Genomic DNA, 16,557 nt, shown 5'->3' with positions numbered 1-16,557 from the left:
TGTTTCTTACAGCGATTATTTTTGTACCGATATTTTCTTATATCGCTGATAATCAACTATAAATACTCTCTCATATGTATTCCACATGAACAGCGTGGTGCGCCAGCTGCACGAACAAAATACGGACGTGGTGATGGTCGATACGGGTAACTCATACGAGGGACTGTGCGAATACCTGAACGGCAAGTACATCAGTTATACGGAGGAGAAGCCTATCACCATGAACCCTTTCCGCATCAATCGCCAAGAACTGAATGTGGAAAAGACCGGTTTCCTGAAAAACCTTGTGCTACTGATATGGAAAGGCTCCCAGGGCACGGTCAGCAAGACGGAGGACAGGCTCATCGACCAAGTAATCACCGAATACTATGACGTTTATTTCAACGGTTTTGACGGCTTCACCCCTCCCCAGCGGGAAGACCTGCGTAAGAGCCTGCTGGTGGACGACCGCAACAACTCTCGTGATGGCAGGGAAACGGAAGAGGAACGGCTGGCCCGCATCGAAAGGGAGATCGACGAGATAGAACGCCGCCGTAAGGAGCTGAAGGTGGAGGGTCTTTCGTTCAACACGTTCTATGAATACTCCGTGCAGCGCATTCCCGACATCTGCCACGAGAACAACCTTGCGGGTATCGACCTCTCCACCTACCGCTACATGATGAAGGACTTTTACCGAGGCGGCAACCACGAAAAGACGCTGAACGAGGAAATGGACGGCACCCTGTTCGATGAAACTTTCATTGTCTTCGAAATCGATGCGATAAAAGATGACCCGCTGCTTTTCCCCATCGTGACGCTCATCATCATGGACGTATTTCTGCAAAAAATGCGCCTGAAAAAGAACCGCAAAGTCTTGGTGATTGAGGAAGCGTGGAAAGCCATCGCCTCTCCGCTGATGGCCGAGTACATCAAGTTCATGTACAAGACCGCCCGCAAGTTCTGGGCAAGCGTTGGCGTGGTGACGCAGGAGATACAGGACATCATCGGGTCGGAAATCGTGAAGGAGGCCATCATCAACAACTCCGATGTGGTGATGCTGCTCGACCAAAGCAAGTTCAAGGAGCGTTTCGACGGCATCAAGGCGATACTCGGCCTGACTGATGTGGAATGCAAGAAGATATTCACCATCAACCGCTTGGAGAACAAAGACGGACGCAGTTTCTTCCGGGAGGTGTTCATACGTCGTGGCACGGCCAGTGAGGTGTACGGCGTGGAAGAACCGAGGGAATGCTACATGACCTACACTACGGAGCGGGCTGAAAAGGAAGCCCTGAAACTTTACAAGCGGGAATTGGGATGCAGCCATCAGGAGGCCATTGAAGCCTATTGCCGTGATTGGCAACTTTCGGGCATCGACAAGTCCTTGGCGTTCGCCCAGGAGGTGAACAAGGCAGGCCGTGTGCTGCATCTGGAACGGAACCGTCGGAAAACCATTCAGTAATCACACAATAATCATCTACAAATAATCGACATTATGGAAGCAGAAAAATTCATCCACGACTTTTGGAAGGCCAACGAAATCAGCAACTTCTCGAAAGAGGCCACCGTGTTGTTCTTCTACCTCATTTATGTGTGGGAGAACGAGAAGAAACCTGACGTGTTCTATGTGCATCCTGCCAGCCTGCTGTGCAAAGTAAGGGGATTCAGCGTAAAGGGAGTGTTGACTGCCAGTGAGGAATTGCAGGAACGCGGCTACATCACCTACAAAGCCCCCGACCAGCAATGGTGTTCCGGGGAGTATTCGCTTTGCCTTGACCGGGACATGAAAACAGGGAAGAATGAAAATCCGGGCAACAACCCGAACAATACAAACATCAAGCCCTGATAATCTATGAAAAGACTTCTTGTCCTATTGGTATGCGCCTGTGCTTCCGTCCTTTTGGCGGAAGCACAGTACGTGCGTGTCAACTACGACAAGAAGACCGTGGCGGCGATGGCGGCAGCCTATGCCACGGAAACGGCCACGGAAGCCTATTATACCGAGCAGGTGAAGGACATACTCGACAAATACAACGCGGCGGAAGTGGCTGCGGCGGGTATCTTCCTGTCAAAATACCTCGACCGTAAGGCATTGACGGAACTGTGTATTTGGAGCGACGGTACGGAGAACTACTATTACCGCCGCATCTATAACCTCGTAAGTGCGAAAATCATGCCGAAGATCTGGACGGTGGCAGGCCAGATGCTCCATTCCCCGCAGACAGCCTTGTACTGGGGCAGTTACCTGATGAAAGTCTGCGCCGAGGTAAAGGCCCTCTGTATGCAATTTGAATCGGTGGTGACGAACGGCACATTGTCGTTCCGGGACGTAGTGTTCCTGGAAATCGCCCCGCAGTTTGCCCCATTGTTCAAACTGTCGGAAAGCGGCGGCATCGACTGGGATGCCTTCTTCGACGATCTGGGCAATATCCGGCACAATTTCACCAAGGAAAACCTGGAAACGGACATTGACAACCTGTATAACATGGGGGTGGGACTGGCTCAGGCCGGGGCGGACAATTTTTCTGATGCCATTCTGGGCGGGAGCAGTTTTCATGACCTGCTGAACGGGAAGATAAGCGACATTGCACGAGTGGCCGGGAATGCTTACGACCTGTACGGACAAATGGAACATTCCGTGGGCAATACGCTGCTCTCGATGGTCGGAGAACCGGAGGGAGTGGCCAGCCTGTTCCAGACCGGCAACTACAACCTGACTTCGTGGATAAGCGACTACCTGAAAGAAGCGGCCGGGCAATACTACACCCAACGGTGGTACATTTACCGCAGGGATGCCGGCACGGAAACCCTGTGCGACTATACGCCGCCCACGGACGACAACAGCATAATTTACGGCGGAGAGTGGACGCGCTTCAACACTTCCGATGCCGGCTTCTATCCTAACAACGCACAGACCGAGCAGATACTCAGCAATTCGGAACGGTATGCCGGCTGGTCGAGGGCGCAGGTGGAGCAGATGAACCGGGCGAATGACGGCTATACCTACGGCATCAGCTATTATCGCTCCGCTTACAACATCAACCGGGGCAGCAAACTGATACAGAAGGCATACGCTTACAGCATAAAAGTAACCAGAAGCTGGAACCACGAGGAAGTGGTGTATGAAGACGTGTTCGATTCCTACAAGATGGATTTGAATACCTTCAAGGCGCAACTTAACGCCCGATTGTCGGAGTTCAACGACAACGAGGAGGGCCATGTGTATGTTATCGGCTACGATGCCAAGCACTATTACCAGGCCACGGACGAAGCTAGGCTACAAGGTTGCGAGAGCGTGATCGTCAGCGTGACCTGCCATGACGGGGTGACATTGGGCAGCGGAAGCACCCAATACAAGTGCCGCACCTGCGGCGGTAGTCTGAACAGCCACTCCAAGGACTGCGCCATGCAGACTACCGTGTCCGGGGATGACGAACCGGATTTGTCCGGTCTGGACGAACTGGAAAACGAATACAATGCGGAAGCGGCGGCCTTGCAGTCGCAGATAGATGCCTTGGAAGCCGAGAACGCCGAGTTGGTGAAACAAATCGCATCGGCCACGGTGGAAGAAGCAGCCTCCTTGCGGCAACAGTACAACCGCAACAAAGATGAAATCACCCGGCTGGAATCCGACCTGTCCTCTATCCGGAAGAAGCAGGAGGAGCTGGCGCAAGCCAAGGAGGAAGCGGCGGCGGAGAACGACGTGCCTACGGATGACTATTACCGCATCCCCGCCATTATGCAGGAGTGCAAGAACGCCTATAGCCTGACGTGGCAGGGTGACGGCAGGTGGAGCGGATACAGCTACCTGCGGGAAGCCACTGCGCCGAACATCAACGGCACAATTACCTTCAAGGCCACACTTTCAATCGCCCGCAAGCCCAAGTATTTCCTCGGCATCAAGATACACCGCGCCATTATGCAGATAAGTTGGGAACTGACGGCGGAGTATTCGGACACGGAAGTGGTGGACATCATCGAGCTTGATCCGGCCATGAGCGAGTCGGAAAAGGCAACGTTGGTCAATGACCGCCTGTCGGAGATTGCCCGGCAATACCCTTCGTGTGAAATCACCACGGAATATGTGAAATCGGAACCGGTGGAGGAAGACACGACCACGGACACCTACCACCTGCTGTGGGCATCCGACCGGCTGGAAATCGCCCGTCAGGTGGAAGCCCGGCTGACAAACATCTACGCCGACCTCGTTGCCTTGGAGAAGATGATGAACTACAAGCTCGGCATCATCGACGTGCTGAAGGACGTCGCGCCTTTTGTCAACGAGGAACGGGGACGCAGGCTTACTCTGGTGGAGGAATGCCGACGCAGATGGTTGCGTGGCGCGGCGAACAGCCTGCACTCGGTGGATTACAACGGGAAATACGAGGAAACGGATGAAAATAAGGAGGAAACGGAATGAAGCTGGCTATAAGAAATATCAGGCATATCATCCTTCTGATGATGGTGACGGCGTTTTCGTTGGAGATGTCGGCACAATGGAACTTTGACATCGTTTCAGTGGAAGCCTATATAAATGACCACAAACAACAGCGAAGCCTGTTACTGGCCCGTTCGACACTGGAACTGAGCAACCAACTCCTGCACGAATACAGCAGCGAAGCGGCGGTGGACTTCAAGGAACTGAACGTGGATTTGGACAAGTACACAAGGGCTTTTGATGTCATTGACATCCTCTACCAGTCGCTGCGTACCTCGCTCAACGTGTATTCCACCTACAATAGCGTGAGCGACCGAGTCGGGGACTACAAGGATTTACTAAATGACTATTATACAAAAGTGGTGGAGCGGAACAGGATGGAACTGCATGACACACTGATTATCGGCATCAGCCTAAGGTGCGTGGAAAGGATTGCAGAAGACGGCAAGCAACTCTACCGCTCGATGAGCGACTTGGTATTGTATGCCACCGGTGCGGCGGCTTGCTCCACCTCGGACTTGCTGCTGGTATTGGAAAGCATCAACCAAGGACTGGACAACATCGAGCGGCATTTGAACAAAGCCTACTTTGAAACGTGGCGGTATATCCAACTCCGCATGGGGTATTGGAAAGAAAGCATTTATCTGGCCAAGGACAAGTCGCAGATAGCGAACGAGGCTTTCCGGCGGTGGAGGGATTGCGGGCTGAACCCGTATAACCGATGAAAGGGAATGGAAGCATAGACATGAAAACAAGATGCGGGAAACCAAATATGAGAAAATTGAGATGAAACGGAGGCCATATATAATAATAGGTATAGGAGCGGCTCTGTTCGGAGTTGCGCCCAAGACACTTGCCCAAAGCGTGACCTACAACCACGACGATGCCAAGATGAACCAAATCACGGTGGCTGAAATCGGTTCCGGGTCGCTGACACCGAGCCTGTATTACCAGTTGTTGCATAACTCTTACCAGAAAAGTGCGGCGGCAAAGAACAAATTGGGATTCCGCACGGCGGCGGGCATCAACCTGTACAACCAGGTTGACGATGCCGAGGCGTTGGATTCCGCCATGACCCAACGTGCCCGGATTGAGGCCTTGAATGTGGCTGACCGTAGCGGCGTGCCCTTGGATGTGGCATGGCTGGCGGAAGGCGACAAGATTAATTCCGCCTTGGAGAACTTCGAACGCAATATCCGCCGTATAGCTGAAGCCGGGGGAAGCGGCAACGGGCAGGAACACTGGAGGGAGCACTACCGCCTGTACCTCTGTGCCGTGAAATCCGTGCAGGATGCCTATATGCCGAACGCTGAACGGAAAAAGCAATATCTGCGCATCCATGCGGACATTCTCCGCAAGAACGAAACCTTGGTGCGCTACTTGGTGCGATTGGCCAACTCCACCAAGGTCGCTGAGTTGTTGGACGCTTCAGCTACCATTGAAGACCGCCGGGCACAAATAGCCATAGCGGCGATGAACCGTTGGCGGGAGGCCGGTTGGCGGGCAACAGGGGATTAAGCCGAAAGCAGGGAAAAGATGATTCAATAACCAATATATACATATAAAACAATGAGCAAGGATCATGCAATTCAGGTGTTCAACCACCCACAGTTCGGGAGCATCAACACCGTAGAAACGGAGAATGGGAAAGTGTTGTTCAAAGGGAACGATGTGGCAAAGGCATTGGGGTATTCAGATGCCCCACAGGCTGTCCGCATACACTGTAAGGGGGTTGTAGTTTTAACAACCCCCTCTGAAAATCAGTATGGTACAGTAGTTATGCTACCCACAAAGTATATAACTGAGGCAGATGTTTACCGCTTGGTGATGCGCAGCAAACTGCCCGAAGCGGAGAAGTTTCAGGATTGGGTATGCGAGGAAGTATTGCCGAGCATCCGCAAGCACGGGGGCTATCTGACCGATGCAGCCTTACAGCGGGTGGTCACGGAGCCGGACTTCCTGATTGGTTTGGCCAATGCCATTAAGGAGGAACGGAAAAACCGCCTGGAAGTGGAAGCCAAGTGTGAGGAGCAAAAACTGTTAATCGGCCAACAACAGGAACAGATAGAGGAATTGGGCAAGCGGACCAGTTATGTGGACTTGGTGCTACAATGCAAGGGACTGCTCGACATTACACAAATCGCGCAGGACTATGGAATGTCGGGACGGAAAATGAATGCCATCCTGCACGAGAAAGGCATCCAGTACAAGGACAACAAGCAATGGATTTTGTATGCCGCCTACAAGGACAAGGGCTATGTGCATAGCGCCACACTTTCCTTGGAGAGTGGCAAATCGGTGATGCGCACCCAATGGACGCAGAAAGGACGGATGTTCATTTATGAAAAACTGAAAGCGGACGGCATCCTGCCGGTGATGGAACGGGAGAAATCCCCAATAGATAACGAAATGACAGCATAACGACATGGGCGACGATATACTTTCGGATTTCGGCATCCACCTCTTGGAAGAGGAGATTGACGATGTGATATTCCAGACCAACGAGTTCCTGACAGATGCCACCTTTACGGGGGCGCAGGGACCCTTTTGGTGGATCTTGCAGATGTGCATGGCATTGGCTGCCCTGTTCGCCATCATCATGGCGGCGGGCATGGCGTACAAGATGATGGTGAAGAAAGAACCATTGGACGTGATGAAACTGTTCAAGCCGTTGGCGGTGGCGGTCATCATGTCGTGGTGGTATCCGCCCGCCGACACGGGTATTACCAACAGCGGGAGCAGTTGGTGCGTGTTGGACTTCCTGTCCTATATCCCAAACGCCATAGGCTCGTACACCCACGACCTCTACCAAGCTGAAGCTTTGCAGATTACGGACAAATTCGAGGAAGTGCAGCAACTCATTTACGTGCGTGATACCATGTACACCAGCCTTCAGGCACAAGCCGACATTGCCCGTTCGGGCACGATGGACCCGGCGTTGGTGGAATCGACGATGGAACAGACGGGTGTCGAAGAAGTGACGGAAATGGAGAAAGATGCCAGCCGCCTGTGGTTCACCTCCTTGGTGAGCGGGGCGACCGTCTGTCTGGATAAAATCGTGATGGTAATCGCCTTAATTGTATATAGAATCGGTTGGTGGGCAACCATTTACTGTCAGCAAATATTACTTGGAATGCTGACGATATTCGGCCCGATACAATGGGCTTTCTCGCTGTTGCCCAAATGGGAAGGGGCTTGGGCCAAATGGATGACAAGGTACTTAACGGTACATTTTTATGGGGCGATGTTGTACTTCGTGGGCTTCTATGTGCTGCTACTGTTTGACATCGTATTGTGTATCCAAGTGGAGAACCTGACGGCGATAACCGCCAGCGAGACAACGATGGCGGCATACTTGCAAAACTCGTTCTTCTCGGCGGGCTACCTGATGGCGGCCAGTATCGTGGCATTGAAATGCTTGAACCTTGTACCAGACCTTGCGGCATGGATGATACCGGAGGGTGACACGGCATTCAGCACGAGAAACTTCGGTGAGGGCGTGGCGCAACAGGCGAAAATGTCGGCCACCGGGGCTATGCACTCGATGATGCGATAAAAGAAGAATAATGAACAACGATTATAACTGTTAAGATTATGGTCATAAAAAACTTGGAGAACAAAATCAAACTGGTGGGGATTGTCTGTGTGGCGGTCATCATGGGATGCGTGGTCATCAGTTTGTCGAGCATTTGGACGGCAAGGGGCATGGTAGCCGATGCACAGCAGAAAATCTATGTGCTGGACGGCAATGTGCCGATACTGGTGCAGCGCACCTCGATGGAAGAAACGCTCGATGTAGAAGCCCGCAGCCATGTCGAAATGTTCCACCACTACTTCTTCACCCTTGCACCGGACGACAAGTATATCCAGTACACGATGGAGAAGGCGATGTATTTAGTGGATGAAACGGGATTGGCGCAGTACAACACCTTGAAGGAAAAAGGATTCTACAACAACATCATGGGTACGAGTGCCGTGTTCAGCATTTTCTGCGACAGCATCAAGTTTGATAAGGAAAAGATGGAGTTTACCTATTATGGACGGCAACGCATCGAGCGGCGCACCAGCATCTTGATGCGTGAATTGGTGACAGCCGGGCAGCTGAAACGTGTACCACGGACGGACAACAACCCGCATGGGCTGCTGATTGTGAATTGGCGTACCTTGCTCAACAAAGACATTGAGCAACGGGCGAAGAACAACTATTAAATGAAGAATGAAGAGTTAAGAATGAAGAATTTAAACACTAAAATAATCAAGACATGGGATGGAAGAAACTGATTTTCGGAGAGAAGATGCCTGACAAGGACGACCCGAAGTATGAGAAACGGTATAAGAAGGAAGTGGAGGCAGGACGGAAAGCCGCACGTTTCCTGCGGATAGACAAGATGGCAGGGTGTGCGCAACGCTTTGCCTGCAAGCATCCGAAGTGGTTTCTCGGTATCGTGTTCGGCATCGTATTGGGATGCCTGGCACTTAATGTGTATCGCATGGTATCGGTATGCATATTACCGGACAATGGCAGGCACGCCACGGCCACCGAACGGCAGGAGATTCTTTTGAAACAAAAACAACCTATGAACCATGATGACGGACAGGATTAACTTCAGACAACCCAAGTATGTGTTGCCGGCCATCCTCTACCCTTTGTTGCTGGTGACGGGGTATTTAGTGTTTGACATATTCGACACGGAGGTAGCAGAATCGCCCACTTCCCTACAAACCACCGAGTACCTGAACCCGGAATTGCCGGAGGCGCAGATGCGCGATGACGGTATCGGAGGCAAGTATGAGAGCATGGTTAAGTCCTACGGCCGGATACAGGACTATTCCGCTGTAGAAAACATTGAACGGAACAACAATGAAACAGAGAAAGAAGATTACGATTCCCGCTATACCGATGAAGACCTTGCCCTGCTCGATTCGGAAGCAGCCGCAAGGTCGGAGGAACTGGAACGTTTGCGTGAGATGCAGGAACGCCTGCGGCAAAGCGCCGAAAGAGGCGAAGCGATGGTGGCGGACACCACCGGGGTGCAACCGTTGAGCGAAGAAGAACGCCTAGCGCGAAGCGAGCAACGGCGCAAGGAGGCCTTGGCGGAGTTGGACAAGGCACTGGCAGAAGCCAGAAAGCAAGGGCAAAAAGGATTGCAGGACGTGGACAGCACGGACACGGAGAACCTCGCCCCCACCGGCAGTGTCGCCATAGGCGGCAAGGTGGAAATCAACGAAAATGCCGTGAACGAGCTTGCCGAGAATGCCGAGAACGAGCAAGTGGTAAAAAAAGTGAAGACCTCTTCGGACTACTTCAACACCTTGGCCGAAAACGAACCGGAACCCCGCTTGATAAAGGCCATCATCGACGAGGACATCAAGGCGGTGGAAGGCTCGCGGGTGCGCTTGCGCCTGTTGGACGACGTGGAGATAGACGGCAAGGTGGTGACCAAAGGCTCGTACCTGTATGCCACGATGAGCGGCTTCGGCAGCCAGCGCGTGAAAGGGAGCATCAAGAGCTTGCTGGTGGAGGACGAATTGGTGAAGGTGAACCTCTCGCTTTACGACACGGACGGGTTGGAGGGGCTTTATGTACCCGGTAGTTCCTTCAGGGAAACCACGCAGGATGTGGCATCCAACGCCCTCGGCAGCACGATGAGCATTAACAACGGAAATACCGGGAACACCTTTGCCCAATGGGGAATGCAGGCCATACAGAACGCCTATCAGCGCACGAGCAACGCCTTGTCAAAGGCCGTGCGCAAGAACAAGGCGAAGCTGAAATACGGCACGTTCGTCTATCTGGTGAACGGCAGGAAAAAAAGGAACTGACAATATGCAATGTAAACAACAATCATCATGACAATGAAACTGACAATAAGAGGAATCCTGGCCATTGCAGTCCTGTTTGCCGGAAGCACGGTCAAGGCACAACAGACCTACAATGAAATGGAACAACTGACGGTGAACGAACAGGTGACGACTGTCATCACCGCCACCGAACCCATCAGCTTCGTGGATATTTCCACGGACAAGATAGCGGGCGACCAACCGATAAACAACACCATACGCCTGAAACCCAAGGAAGCGGGACATGAGGACGGCGAGGTACTTGCCATCGTCACCATCGTGACGGAACGCTACCGCACGCAATACGCTCTGCTTTACACGACCCGCTTGCAGGAAGCCGTGACGGATAAGGTGGTACAACCCATCGAAATGACAGCATACCATAACCCGGCAGTTTCGCTTTCCACCGAGGATATGTACCGCTTTGCCCGTCAGGTGTGGTTGTCGCCCGCCCGTTACCGTAACGTGAGCCGCAGGCAACACCGTATGACCATGCGCCTGAACAATATCTATGCCGTGGGCGACTACTTCTTTCTCGACTTCTCGATAGATAACCACACGAACATCCGTTTTGATATTGATGAAATCCGCGTAAAACTGGCCGACAAGAAGGTGTCGAAAGCCACCAACTCGCAGGTCATCGAGCTAAAGCCGGAAATGGAACTGGAACAAAAGGGATCATTCCTGCACGGATACCGCAATGTACTGGTGGTAAGGAAAATGACTTTTCCCAATGACAAGGTACTGACTATCGAGGTCAGCGAAAAACAGATTTCAGGACGTACTATCGCCCTGAACATTGATTATGAGGACGTGCTTTGCGCGGACAGTTTCAATGAGGTCTTATTACAGGAGGAGTAAGGGAAATGAAGAATGCAGAATTAATAATTAAGAATTTGGCTGTGCAAAAAGGCTTTGTCGCACTGGTTTTCTTGTTGGCAGCCATACTGCCCGGCTTTGCTGATGACCGGCACGGCAGAATACTAATTGGAACGGGATTGCTGTATGAAAGGGGCATGGACTTGACCATCGGCTATGAGTACGAAACGAACTACCATCATGCGTGGGAGTTCTTCGGGAATGTCTATCTGAAATGGGACGAATGTGAGGATTGCGGACACGTCTGCCCCGAATTGTTCTGGAACCATTACAATACGTGGGGTGTGGGCGCGGCCTACAAACCTTGCGTGTTCCGTAGCCGTAATCACCACGGCAACCTGCGCTTGGGCGGGTCGCTGGGCTCGGATGGGGACAAGGTGCTGGGCGGCATCCATGTGGGGTATGAGCATAGCTATGCGTTGCGCAAGGGCTGGAAGCTGTTTTGGCAGGCCAAGTGCGACCTGATGATAAAAGGGGAAGATTTGTTCCGGACAGGGATTGTCATCGGTGTGAAGATACCCACGAAATAAGGGATGGCACATAGATGACTCAGATTGAACAGATTTTCGCAGATTGGAGTATTCACCTATATATTATATTAAGGTATGCAAACGGAAACAATTAAAATAAGAATGACGAGTATAGCGATTTTGACCGTGCTGGCATTGGGATTAATCGGTTGCGACGGGCATCACGACCCATTAGGCACACCGACGCAGGCCGTCCATATCCTCTGCACCGGCGGAGAGATCATGAGTTATGAGAAATACGCGATATCCGACAAAAAAGCTATCGGTGTGGTGTTTTACGTGAACCATAGTGAAGATATTTCCGGTATCGGCTATGCGGTGTACCTGCATGACCTCCCGGCGGAAGCCTTTGCTGACAGTATGGGCGTGGCGCAAGGCACATCGGCAGACCTGACGGCTTACGATGGAAACGAGAACACTTTTGCACTATATGATACGCAGGATGTTTCCTCACCGATGGCCATGCAGGTGTTTGACTTGTGGCATTACGGTCAAAGCGCATATGTCCCCTCGGTGGCGCAGATGCGCCTGCTCTATGCCGCCAAAGGACTTATCAATCCCTTTATTGCGGCTTGTGGCGGAGACCCGTTGCCCGATGAAGCGGATGACTGCTGGTACTGGACCAGTACCGAAGTGGAAGGACAGGAAACCGCCAAGGCATGGCTCTACTCCATTGGCAGCGGAGCCATGCAGGAAACCCCCAAGATACAGGCGCACAGGGTACGGCCAATTATTACCATTAACAAATAATCATCCATCAAAAATAGGAAAATGGAAGAAAGCAAGGAACTGCAAGGCGCTTACAAGATATTCCGGACGGTGGTGTACGTGTCCGTCCTGCTGGAGTTTTTCATGTATGCGTTCGACCCTGCTATGTTCGACTATTGGAACGGCATCGTGTGTAACGTGCACGACCGCATGAAGACGTGGCTCATCTACCATGACGGCAACCTTGTGTACAGCAAGATTGCCACCTTCCTGCTTATCTGCATCACCTGCGTGGGTACGAGGAACAAGAAACACTTGGAGTTCGATGCACGGAGGCAGGTGCTTTACCCGCTGGTGTCGGGCATTGGGCTGTTGGTGCTTGCGGTGTGGCTGTTCGGGTATGAAATGGATGTCCGCCTTTACTCCATGCGCCTGAACGTCATCCTCTACATGGCGGCATCGGTGGTCGGTACGATACTGGTTCACGTGGCATTGGACAACATCTCCAAATACCTGAAGGAAGGTTTGCTGAAAGACCGCTTCAACCTGGAGAACGAGAGCTTCGAACAATGCACGGAGTTAGTGGAGAACAAATACTCGGTCAATGTGCCCATGCGTTACTATTACAAAGGCAAGTTCCGCAAGGGATGGGTGAACATCAGCAATCCGTTCAGGGGAACTTGGGTGGTCGGCACTCCGGGTAGCGGAAAGACCTTTTCCATCATCGAGCCGTTCATCCGGCAACATTCCGCAAAAGGCTTTGCCTTAGTAGTTTACGATTATAAGTTCCCTACATTGGCGACCAAGCTGTACTACCATTACAAAAAGAACCAGAAGCTGGGCAAACTGCCCAAAGGATGCAAATTCAATATTATCAACTTTGTGAATGTGGAATACAGTCGCAGGGTGAACCCGATACAGGCGAAGTACATCCCTAACCTTGCCGCTGCCAGCGAAACGGCGGAAACATTGCTGGAGTCTTTGCAGAAAGGCAAGAAAGAAGGTGGCGGAGGTAGCGACCAGTTCTTCCAGACCTCTGCGGTCAACTTCCTTGCCGCCTGCATCTATTTCTTCGTGAACTACGAACGGGAGCCTTACGACAAGGACGGGAACAAACTGTATGCGGAGAAGGTGCAGGACAAGGAGACCAAGTTCTGGAAGCCTACGGGCGTGGTGCGCGACCGCAAGGGCGGCAACATCGTGGAACCTGCCTATTGGCTGGGCAAATACTCGGATATGCCGCACATCCTGTCGTTCCTGAACGAGAGCTACCAGACCATCTTCGAGGTATTACAGACCGACAACGAGGTGGCACCGCTGCTTGGCCCGTTCCAGACGGCATTCCAGAACAAGGCTATGGAACAGTTGGAAGGCATGATCGGTACGCTGCGTGTCTATACTTCCCGACTTGCCACCAAGGAATCGTACTGGATATTCCATAAGGATGGCGACGATTTCGATCTGAAAGTGAGTGACCCGAAAAATCCCAGCTACCTGCTGATAGCCAACGACCCGGAGATGGAGAGCATCATCGGGGCGTTGAACGCCCTGATACTGAACAGACTTGTGACACGTGTAAATACAGGGCAGGGAAAGAACATCCCCGTAAGTATCATCGTGGACGAGCTGCCCACGCTGTATTTTCACAAGATAGACCGACTTATCGGAACGGCACGAAGCAACAAAGTGAGCGTGGCATTGGGCTTTCAGGAACTGCCGCAGTTGGAAGCCGATTACGGGAAAGTGGGTATGCAGAAGATTATCACCACAGTGGGCAACGTGGTTTCAGGCTCCGCCCGCTCTAAAGAAACGCTTGAATGGCTGAGCAACGACATCTTTGGCAAGGTGGTGCAGCTGAAGCGTGGCGTGACCATCGACCGCGACAAGACCAGCATCAACCTGAACGAGAACATGGACAACCTTGTGCCGGCCTCGAAGATAAGCGACCTGCCTACGGGATGGATATGCGGACAGGTAGCCCGTGATTTCGTGAAAACCAAGACCGGACGGGGCGGCAGCATGAATATACAGGAAGCCGAAGAGTTCAAGACTTCGAAATTCTTCTGCAAGACAGATTTCGACATGGAAGAGATTAAGAAAGAGGAAGACGGGTATGTGCCGCTTCCCAAGTTCTATACTTTTCCATCGAAAGAAGAAAGGGAACGCATCCTGTACCGGAATTTTGTGAAAGTAGGTCAGGACGTGAAGGAGATGATAAAGGACGTGGTAAACAAGAAAGGGGCAAGATGAGATTGGTTTTATGTGTTTTATCCCTGCTGTTCCTGTTTTCACTCAACTTGACAGCGCAAGCTTCCGACAAAGGAAAGCGGTTGAGAATATACGAATTGCCACCGTTCGAGCGTGCCATACTCTGCACCAAGCATTACGAGGGTTGGCATGGAAGCCGTAAGCATCTGCCTTACATAGGATACGGGCACAAATTGTTGCCCGGTGAACGGCTGACCCATAAGATAAGCCGCGCACAGGGCGACAGCCTGCTCCGTGCCGATATGCGGAAGCTGTGCCGTATGTTCCGCCGCTTCGGTCGTGACTCGACACTGCTTGCCTGCCTTGCCTATCAGGTGGGCCCGTACCGTCTTTTGGGAAGCGGGAAACATCCCAAAAGCAGACTGATACGCAAGCTGGAACGCGGCAACAGGGAGATCCATAAGGAATATGTGTCTTTTCGGAAATGGAAAGGCCGGGTTATCCCAAGCATAGAAAGGCGCAGACGGGTGGAACTCGCCCTGTTGTTCGAGCCATGACAAGTAGAAAAAGACTAAACAATCTGCAAACAATACGGCACGGAATGACGGAGTTTTTCAATGGTTACACTGTGTATTTTCAGTTTAATAACAAACTAAAAATCAGAAATTATGGCATCATTCAAACTTAAATTCCGCCCTTCCACCGCTGAAGGCAAGCCCGGCACTTTGTATTTCCAAGTGACTCACCGCAGAAGCACGAGAACAGTTTATACCGATTACCACATCACACCCGAAGAATGGGACGGGCGGACTTCGTTCATCCGCATCGTCGGCACACCGGAACGGCAGGCGGAACTTCAGTTGATTGTCTCCAAGATACGATGGGACTGCAAGCGACTCGCCGCATTCATTACGGAAAGGGAACAGGCCATGCTGGAATACACGGCGGACGACATCGTGTCGGCATTCCGCCTCCTTCCGCCGTGCCAGACGTGGTTCGGCTTCATCCACGGCATGACGGCGAAAAAGTTCCGTGTCGGCAGGCTAGGAACCGCCAAGACCTACCGCGACGCCCTGTCGAGCTTCTCCCAGTTCCGCGACGGGGAGGACATGACCGTCGACGCACTGGACGCGGAACTAATGAACCAATATGAGGCATGGCTGAAAGGACGGGGCGTGAAGCGCAACTCCTCGTCGTGCTACCTGCGCACCTTGCGCACCCTCTACCGCAAGGCCGTCGAAGCAGGACTGACAACCGACAAAAACATTTTCCGCCACGTGTTCACAGGGTTCGCCAAGACCGCCAAACGAGCCATACCGTTAAGTTCACTGCGTGCCATCAGGCTGCTCCGTCTGCCCGAGGACTCCGCCGTCGCCTTCGCACGTGACCTGTTCATGCTGAGCGTTTATCTGCAGGGCATCTCGTTCGTGGACCTTGCCTACCTGAAGAAAGACGACATCCGAAACGGGCAGCTGCACTACAGCCGTAAGAAGACCGGGCAGGAGCTGGCCGTCAGCTGGGAGCCTGCCATGCAGGACATCGTGGACAACTACGCCCACCTGACGAAAGACAGCCCGTACCTTTTGCCCATCATCACAAAGGCGGACGGCACGGAACGGCGGCAGTACGAGCGGATGGAGCATAAGGTGAACTACTACCTGAAGAAAATCGGCGCGATGGCTGGATTGCGTACATCCCTGACGACATATACGGGGATGCATACCTGGGCCAGCGCGATGCGTGACATGGGCACCAGCCTGTCCGTCATCAGCAAGGGGCTGGGCCATGAAAACCTGAAGACCACACAAATCTATCTTTCCTCCATCGACACGGAAGACGTGGTGAAAGCCAACCGGAAAATGATAGGCAAAATCATGCGTGAATGAAAACCGGGAATGTTCGACAAATTTCGGAACTGTATAATATGAAACGGCGAATTTTTGCAACTGATTGATTATCAATATATAACTTTGC

General features: G+C 52.2%; 15 protein-coding genes and 1 pseudogene. All 16 read left to right on the top strand.

The features are described 5' to 3' along the window. Window positions 1–79: 79 nt before the first annotated feature. Window positions 80–1,441, top strand: a pseudogene (locus H6B30_RS14325) (TraG/VirB4 family ATPase); the annotation flags it as partial. 33 nt (window positions 1,442–1,474) lie between these two features. Then, window positions 1,475–1,825, top strand: a complete 351-nt coding sequence (locus H6B30_RS14320) for a hypothetical protein (RefSeq protein ID WP_013619312.1) — start codon at window positions 1,475–1,477, stop codon at window positions 1,823–1,825. Between the two features lie 6 nt (window positions 1,826–1,831). Further along, window positions 1,832–4,399, top strand: a complete 2,568-nt coding sequence (locus tag H6B30_RS14315) for a hypothetical protein (RefSeq protein ID WP_205111770.1) — start codon at window positions 1,832–1,834, stop codon at window positions 4,397–4,399. Between the two features lie 17 nt (window positions 4,400–4,416). Then, window positions 4,417–5,142, top strand: a complete 726-nt coding sequence (locus tag H6B30_RS14310) for a hypothetical protein (RefSeq protein WP_436835384.1) — start codon at window positions 4,417–4,419, stop codon at window positions 5,140–5,142. A 31-nt stretch (window positions 5,143–5,173) separates the two neighbouring features. Continuing rightward, window positions 5,174–5,935, top strand: coding sequence for a DUF5045 domain-containing protein (locus H6B30_RS14305; RefSeq protein ID WP_439116972.1), 762 nt, complete (start codon window positions 5,174–5,176; stop codon window positions 5,933–5,935). Window positions 5,936–5,986: 51 nt separating this feature from the next. Further along, window positions 5,987–6,838 carry a phage antirepressor gene (locus tag H6B30_RS14300; protein WP_205111768.1) on the top strand — a complete coding sequence of 284 codons (852 nt, stop codon included), beginning with the start codon at window positions 5,987–5,989 and terminating at the stop codon, window positions 6,836–6,838. Between the two features lie 4 nt (window positions 6,839–6,842). Then, a complete protein-coding gene (locus H6B30_RS14295) occupies window positions 6,843–7,973 on the top strand; it encodes a hypothetical protein (protein WP_204502561.1) in 1,131 nt (376 codons plus the stop codon). A 38-nt stretch (window positions 7,974–8,011) separates the two neighbouring features. Continuing rightward, window positions 8,012–8,626, top strand: a complete 615-nt coding sequence (gene traK, locus H6B30_RS14290) for a conjugative transposon protein TraK (protein WP_205111766.1) — start codon at window positions 8,012–8,014, stop codon at window positions 8,624–8,626. 53 nt (window positions 8,627–8,679) lie between these two features. Next, window positions 8,680–9,021, top strand: coding sequence for a hypothetical protein (locus tag H6B30_RS14285; protein ID WP_087248309.1), 342 nt, complete (start codon window positions 8,680–8,682; stop codon window positions 9,019–9,021). After that, window positions 9,002–10,240 carry a conjugative transposon protein TraM gene (gene traM, locus H6B30_RS14280; RefSeq protein ID WP_205111764.1) on the top strand — a complete coding sequence of 413 codons (1,239 nt, stop codon included), beginning with the start codon at window positions 9,002–9,004 and terminating at the stop codon, window positions 10,238–10,240. The genes H6B30_RS14285 and traM overlap by 20 nt, the downstream gene beginning before the upstream one ends. Before the next feature lie 33 nt (window positions 10,241–10,273). Beyond that, on the top strand, window positions 10,274–11,119 hold the full coding sequence (traN, locus tag H6B30_RS14275) for a conjugative transposon protein TraN (RefSeq protein WP_205111762.1): 846 nt from the start codon (window positions 10,274–10,276) through the stop codon (window positions 11,117–11,119). A gap of 5 nt (window positions 11,120–11,124) precedes the next feature. After that, on the top strand, window positions 11,125–11,667 hold the full coding sequence (locus H6B30_RS14270; protein ID WP_205111760.1) for a hypothetical protein: 543 nt from the start codon (window positions 11,125–11,127) through the stop codon (window positions 11,665–11,667). Window positions 11,668–11,769: 102 nt separating this feature from the next. After that, the gene (locus tag H6B30_RS14265; protein WP_205111758.1) at window positions 11,770–12,417 is read left to right on the top strand and encodes an Lcl C-terminal domain-containing protein; all 648 of its coding nucleotides are present in this window, start codon (window positions 11,770–11,772) and stop codon (window positions 12,415–12,417) included. A gap of 21 nt (window positions 12,418–12,438) precedes the next feature. After that, a complete protein-coding gene (locus H6B30_RS14260) occupies window positions 12,439–14,625 on the top strand; it encodes a type IV secretory system conjugative DNA transfer family protein (RefSeq protein WP_205111757.1) in 2,187 nt (728 codons plus the stop codon). Further along, the gene (locus H6B30_RS14255) at window positions 14,622–15,140 is read left to right on the top strand and encodes a glycoside hydrolase family protein (protein ID WP_205111755.1); all 519 of its coding nucleotides are present in this window, start codon (window positions 14,622–14,624) and stop codon (window positions 15,138–15,140) included. Before H6B30_RS14260 ends, H6B30_RS14255 begins: the two co-directional genes overlap by 4 nt. Before the next feature lie 111 nt (window positions 15,141–15,251). After that, entirely contained in the window at window positions 15,252–16,469 is a 1,218-nt protein-coding gene (locus H6B30_RS14250; protein WP_205111753.1) for a site-specific integrase, read from the top strand. Window positions 16,470–16,557 lie beyond the last annotated feature (88 nt).

It is taken from the genome of Marseilla massiliensis, assembly GCF_016899955.1.
Taxonomy (GTDB): domain Bacteria; phylum Bacteroidota; class Bacteroidia; order Bacteroidales; family Bacteroidaceae; genus Prevotella; species Prevotella intestinigallinarum.
Note: the sequence above shows the minus strand (reverse complement) of the source record. Positions and strands in the feature narration are given on the sequence as shown.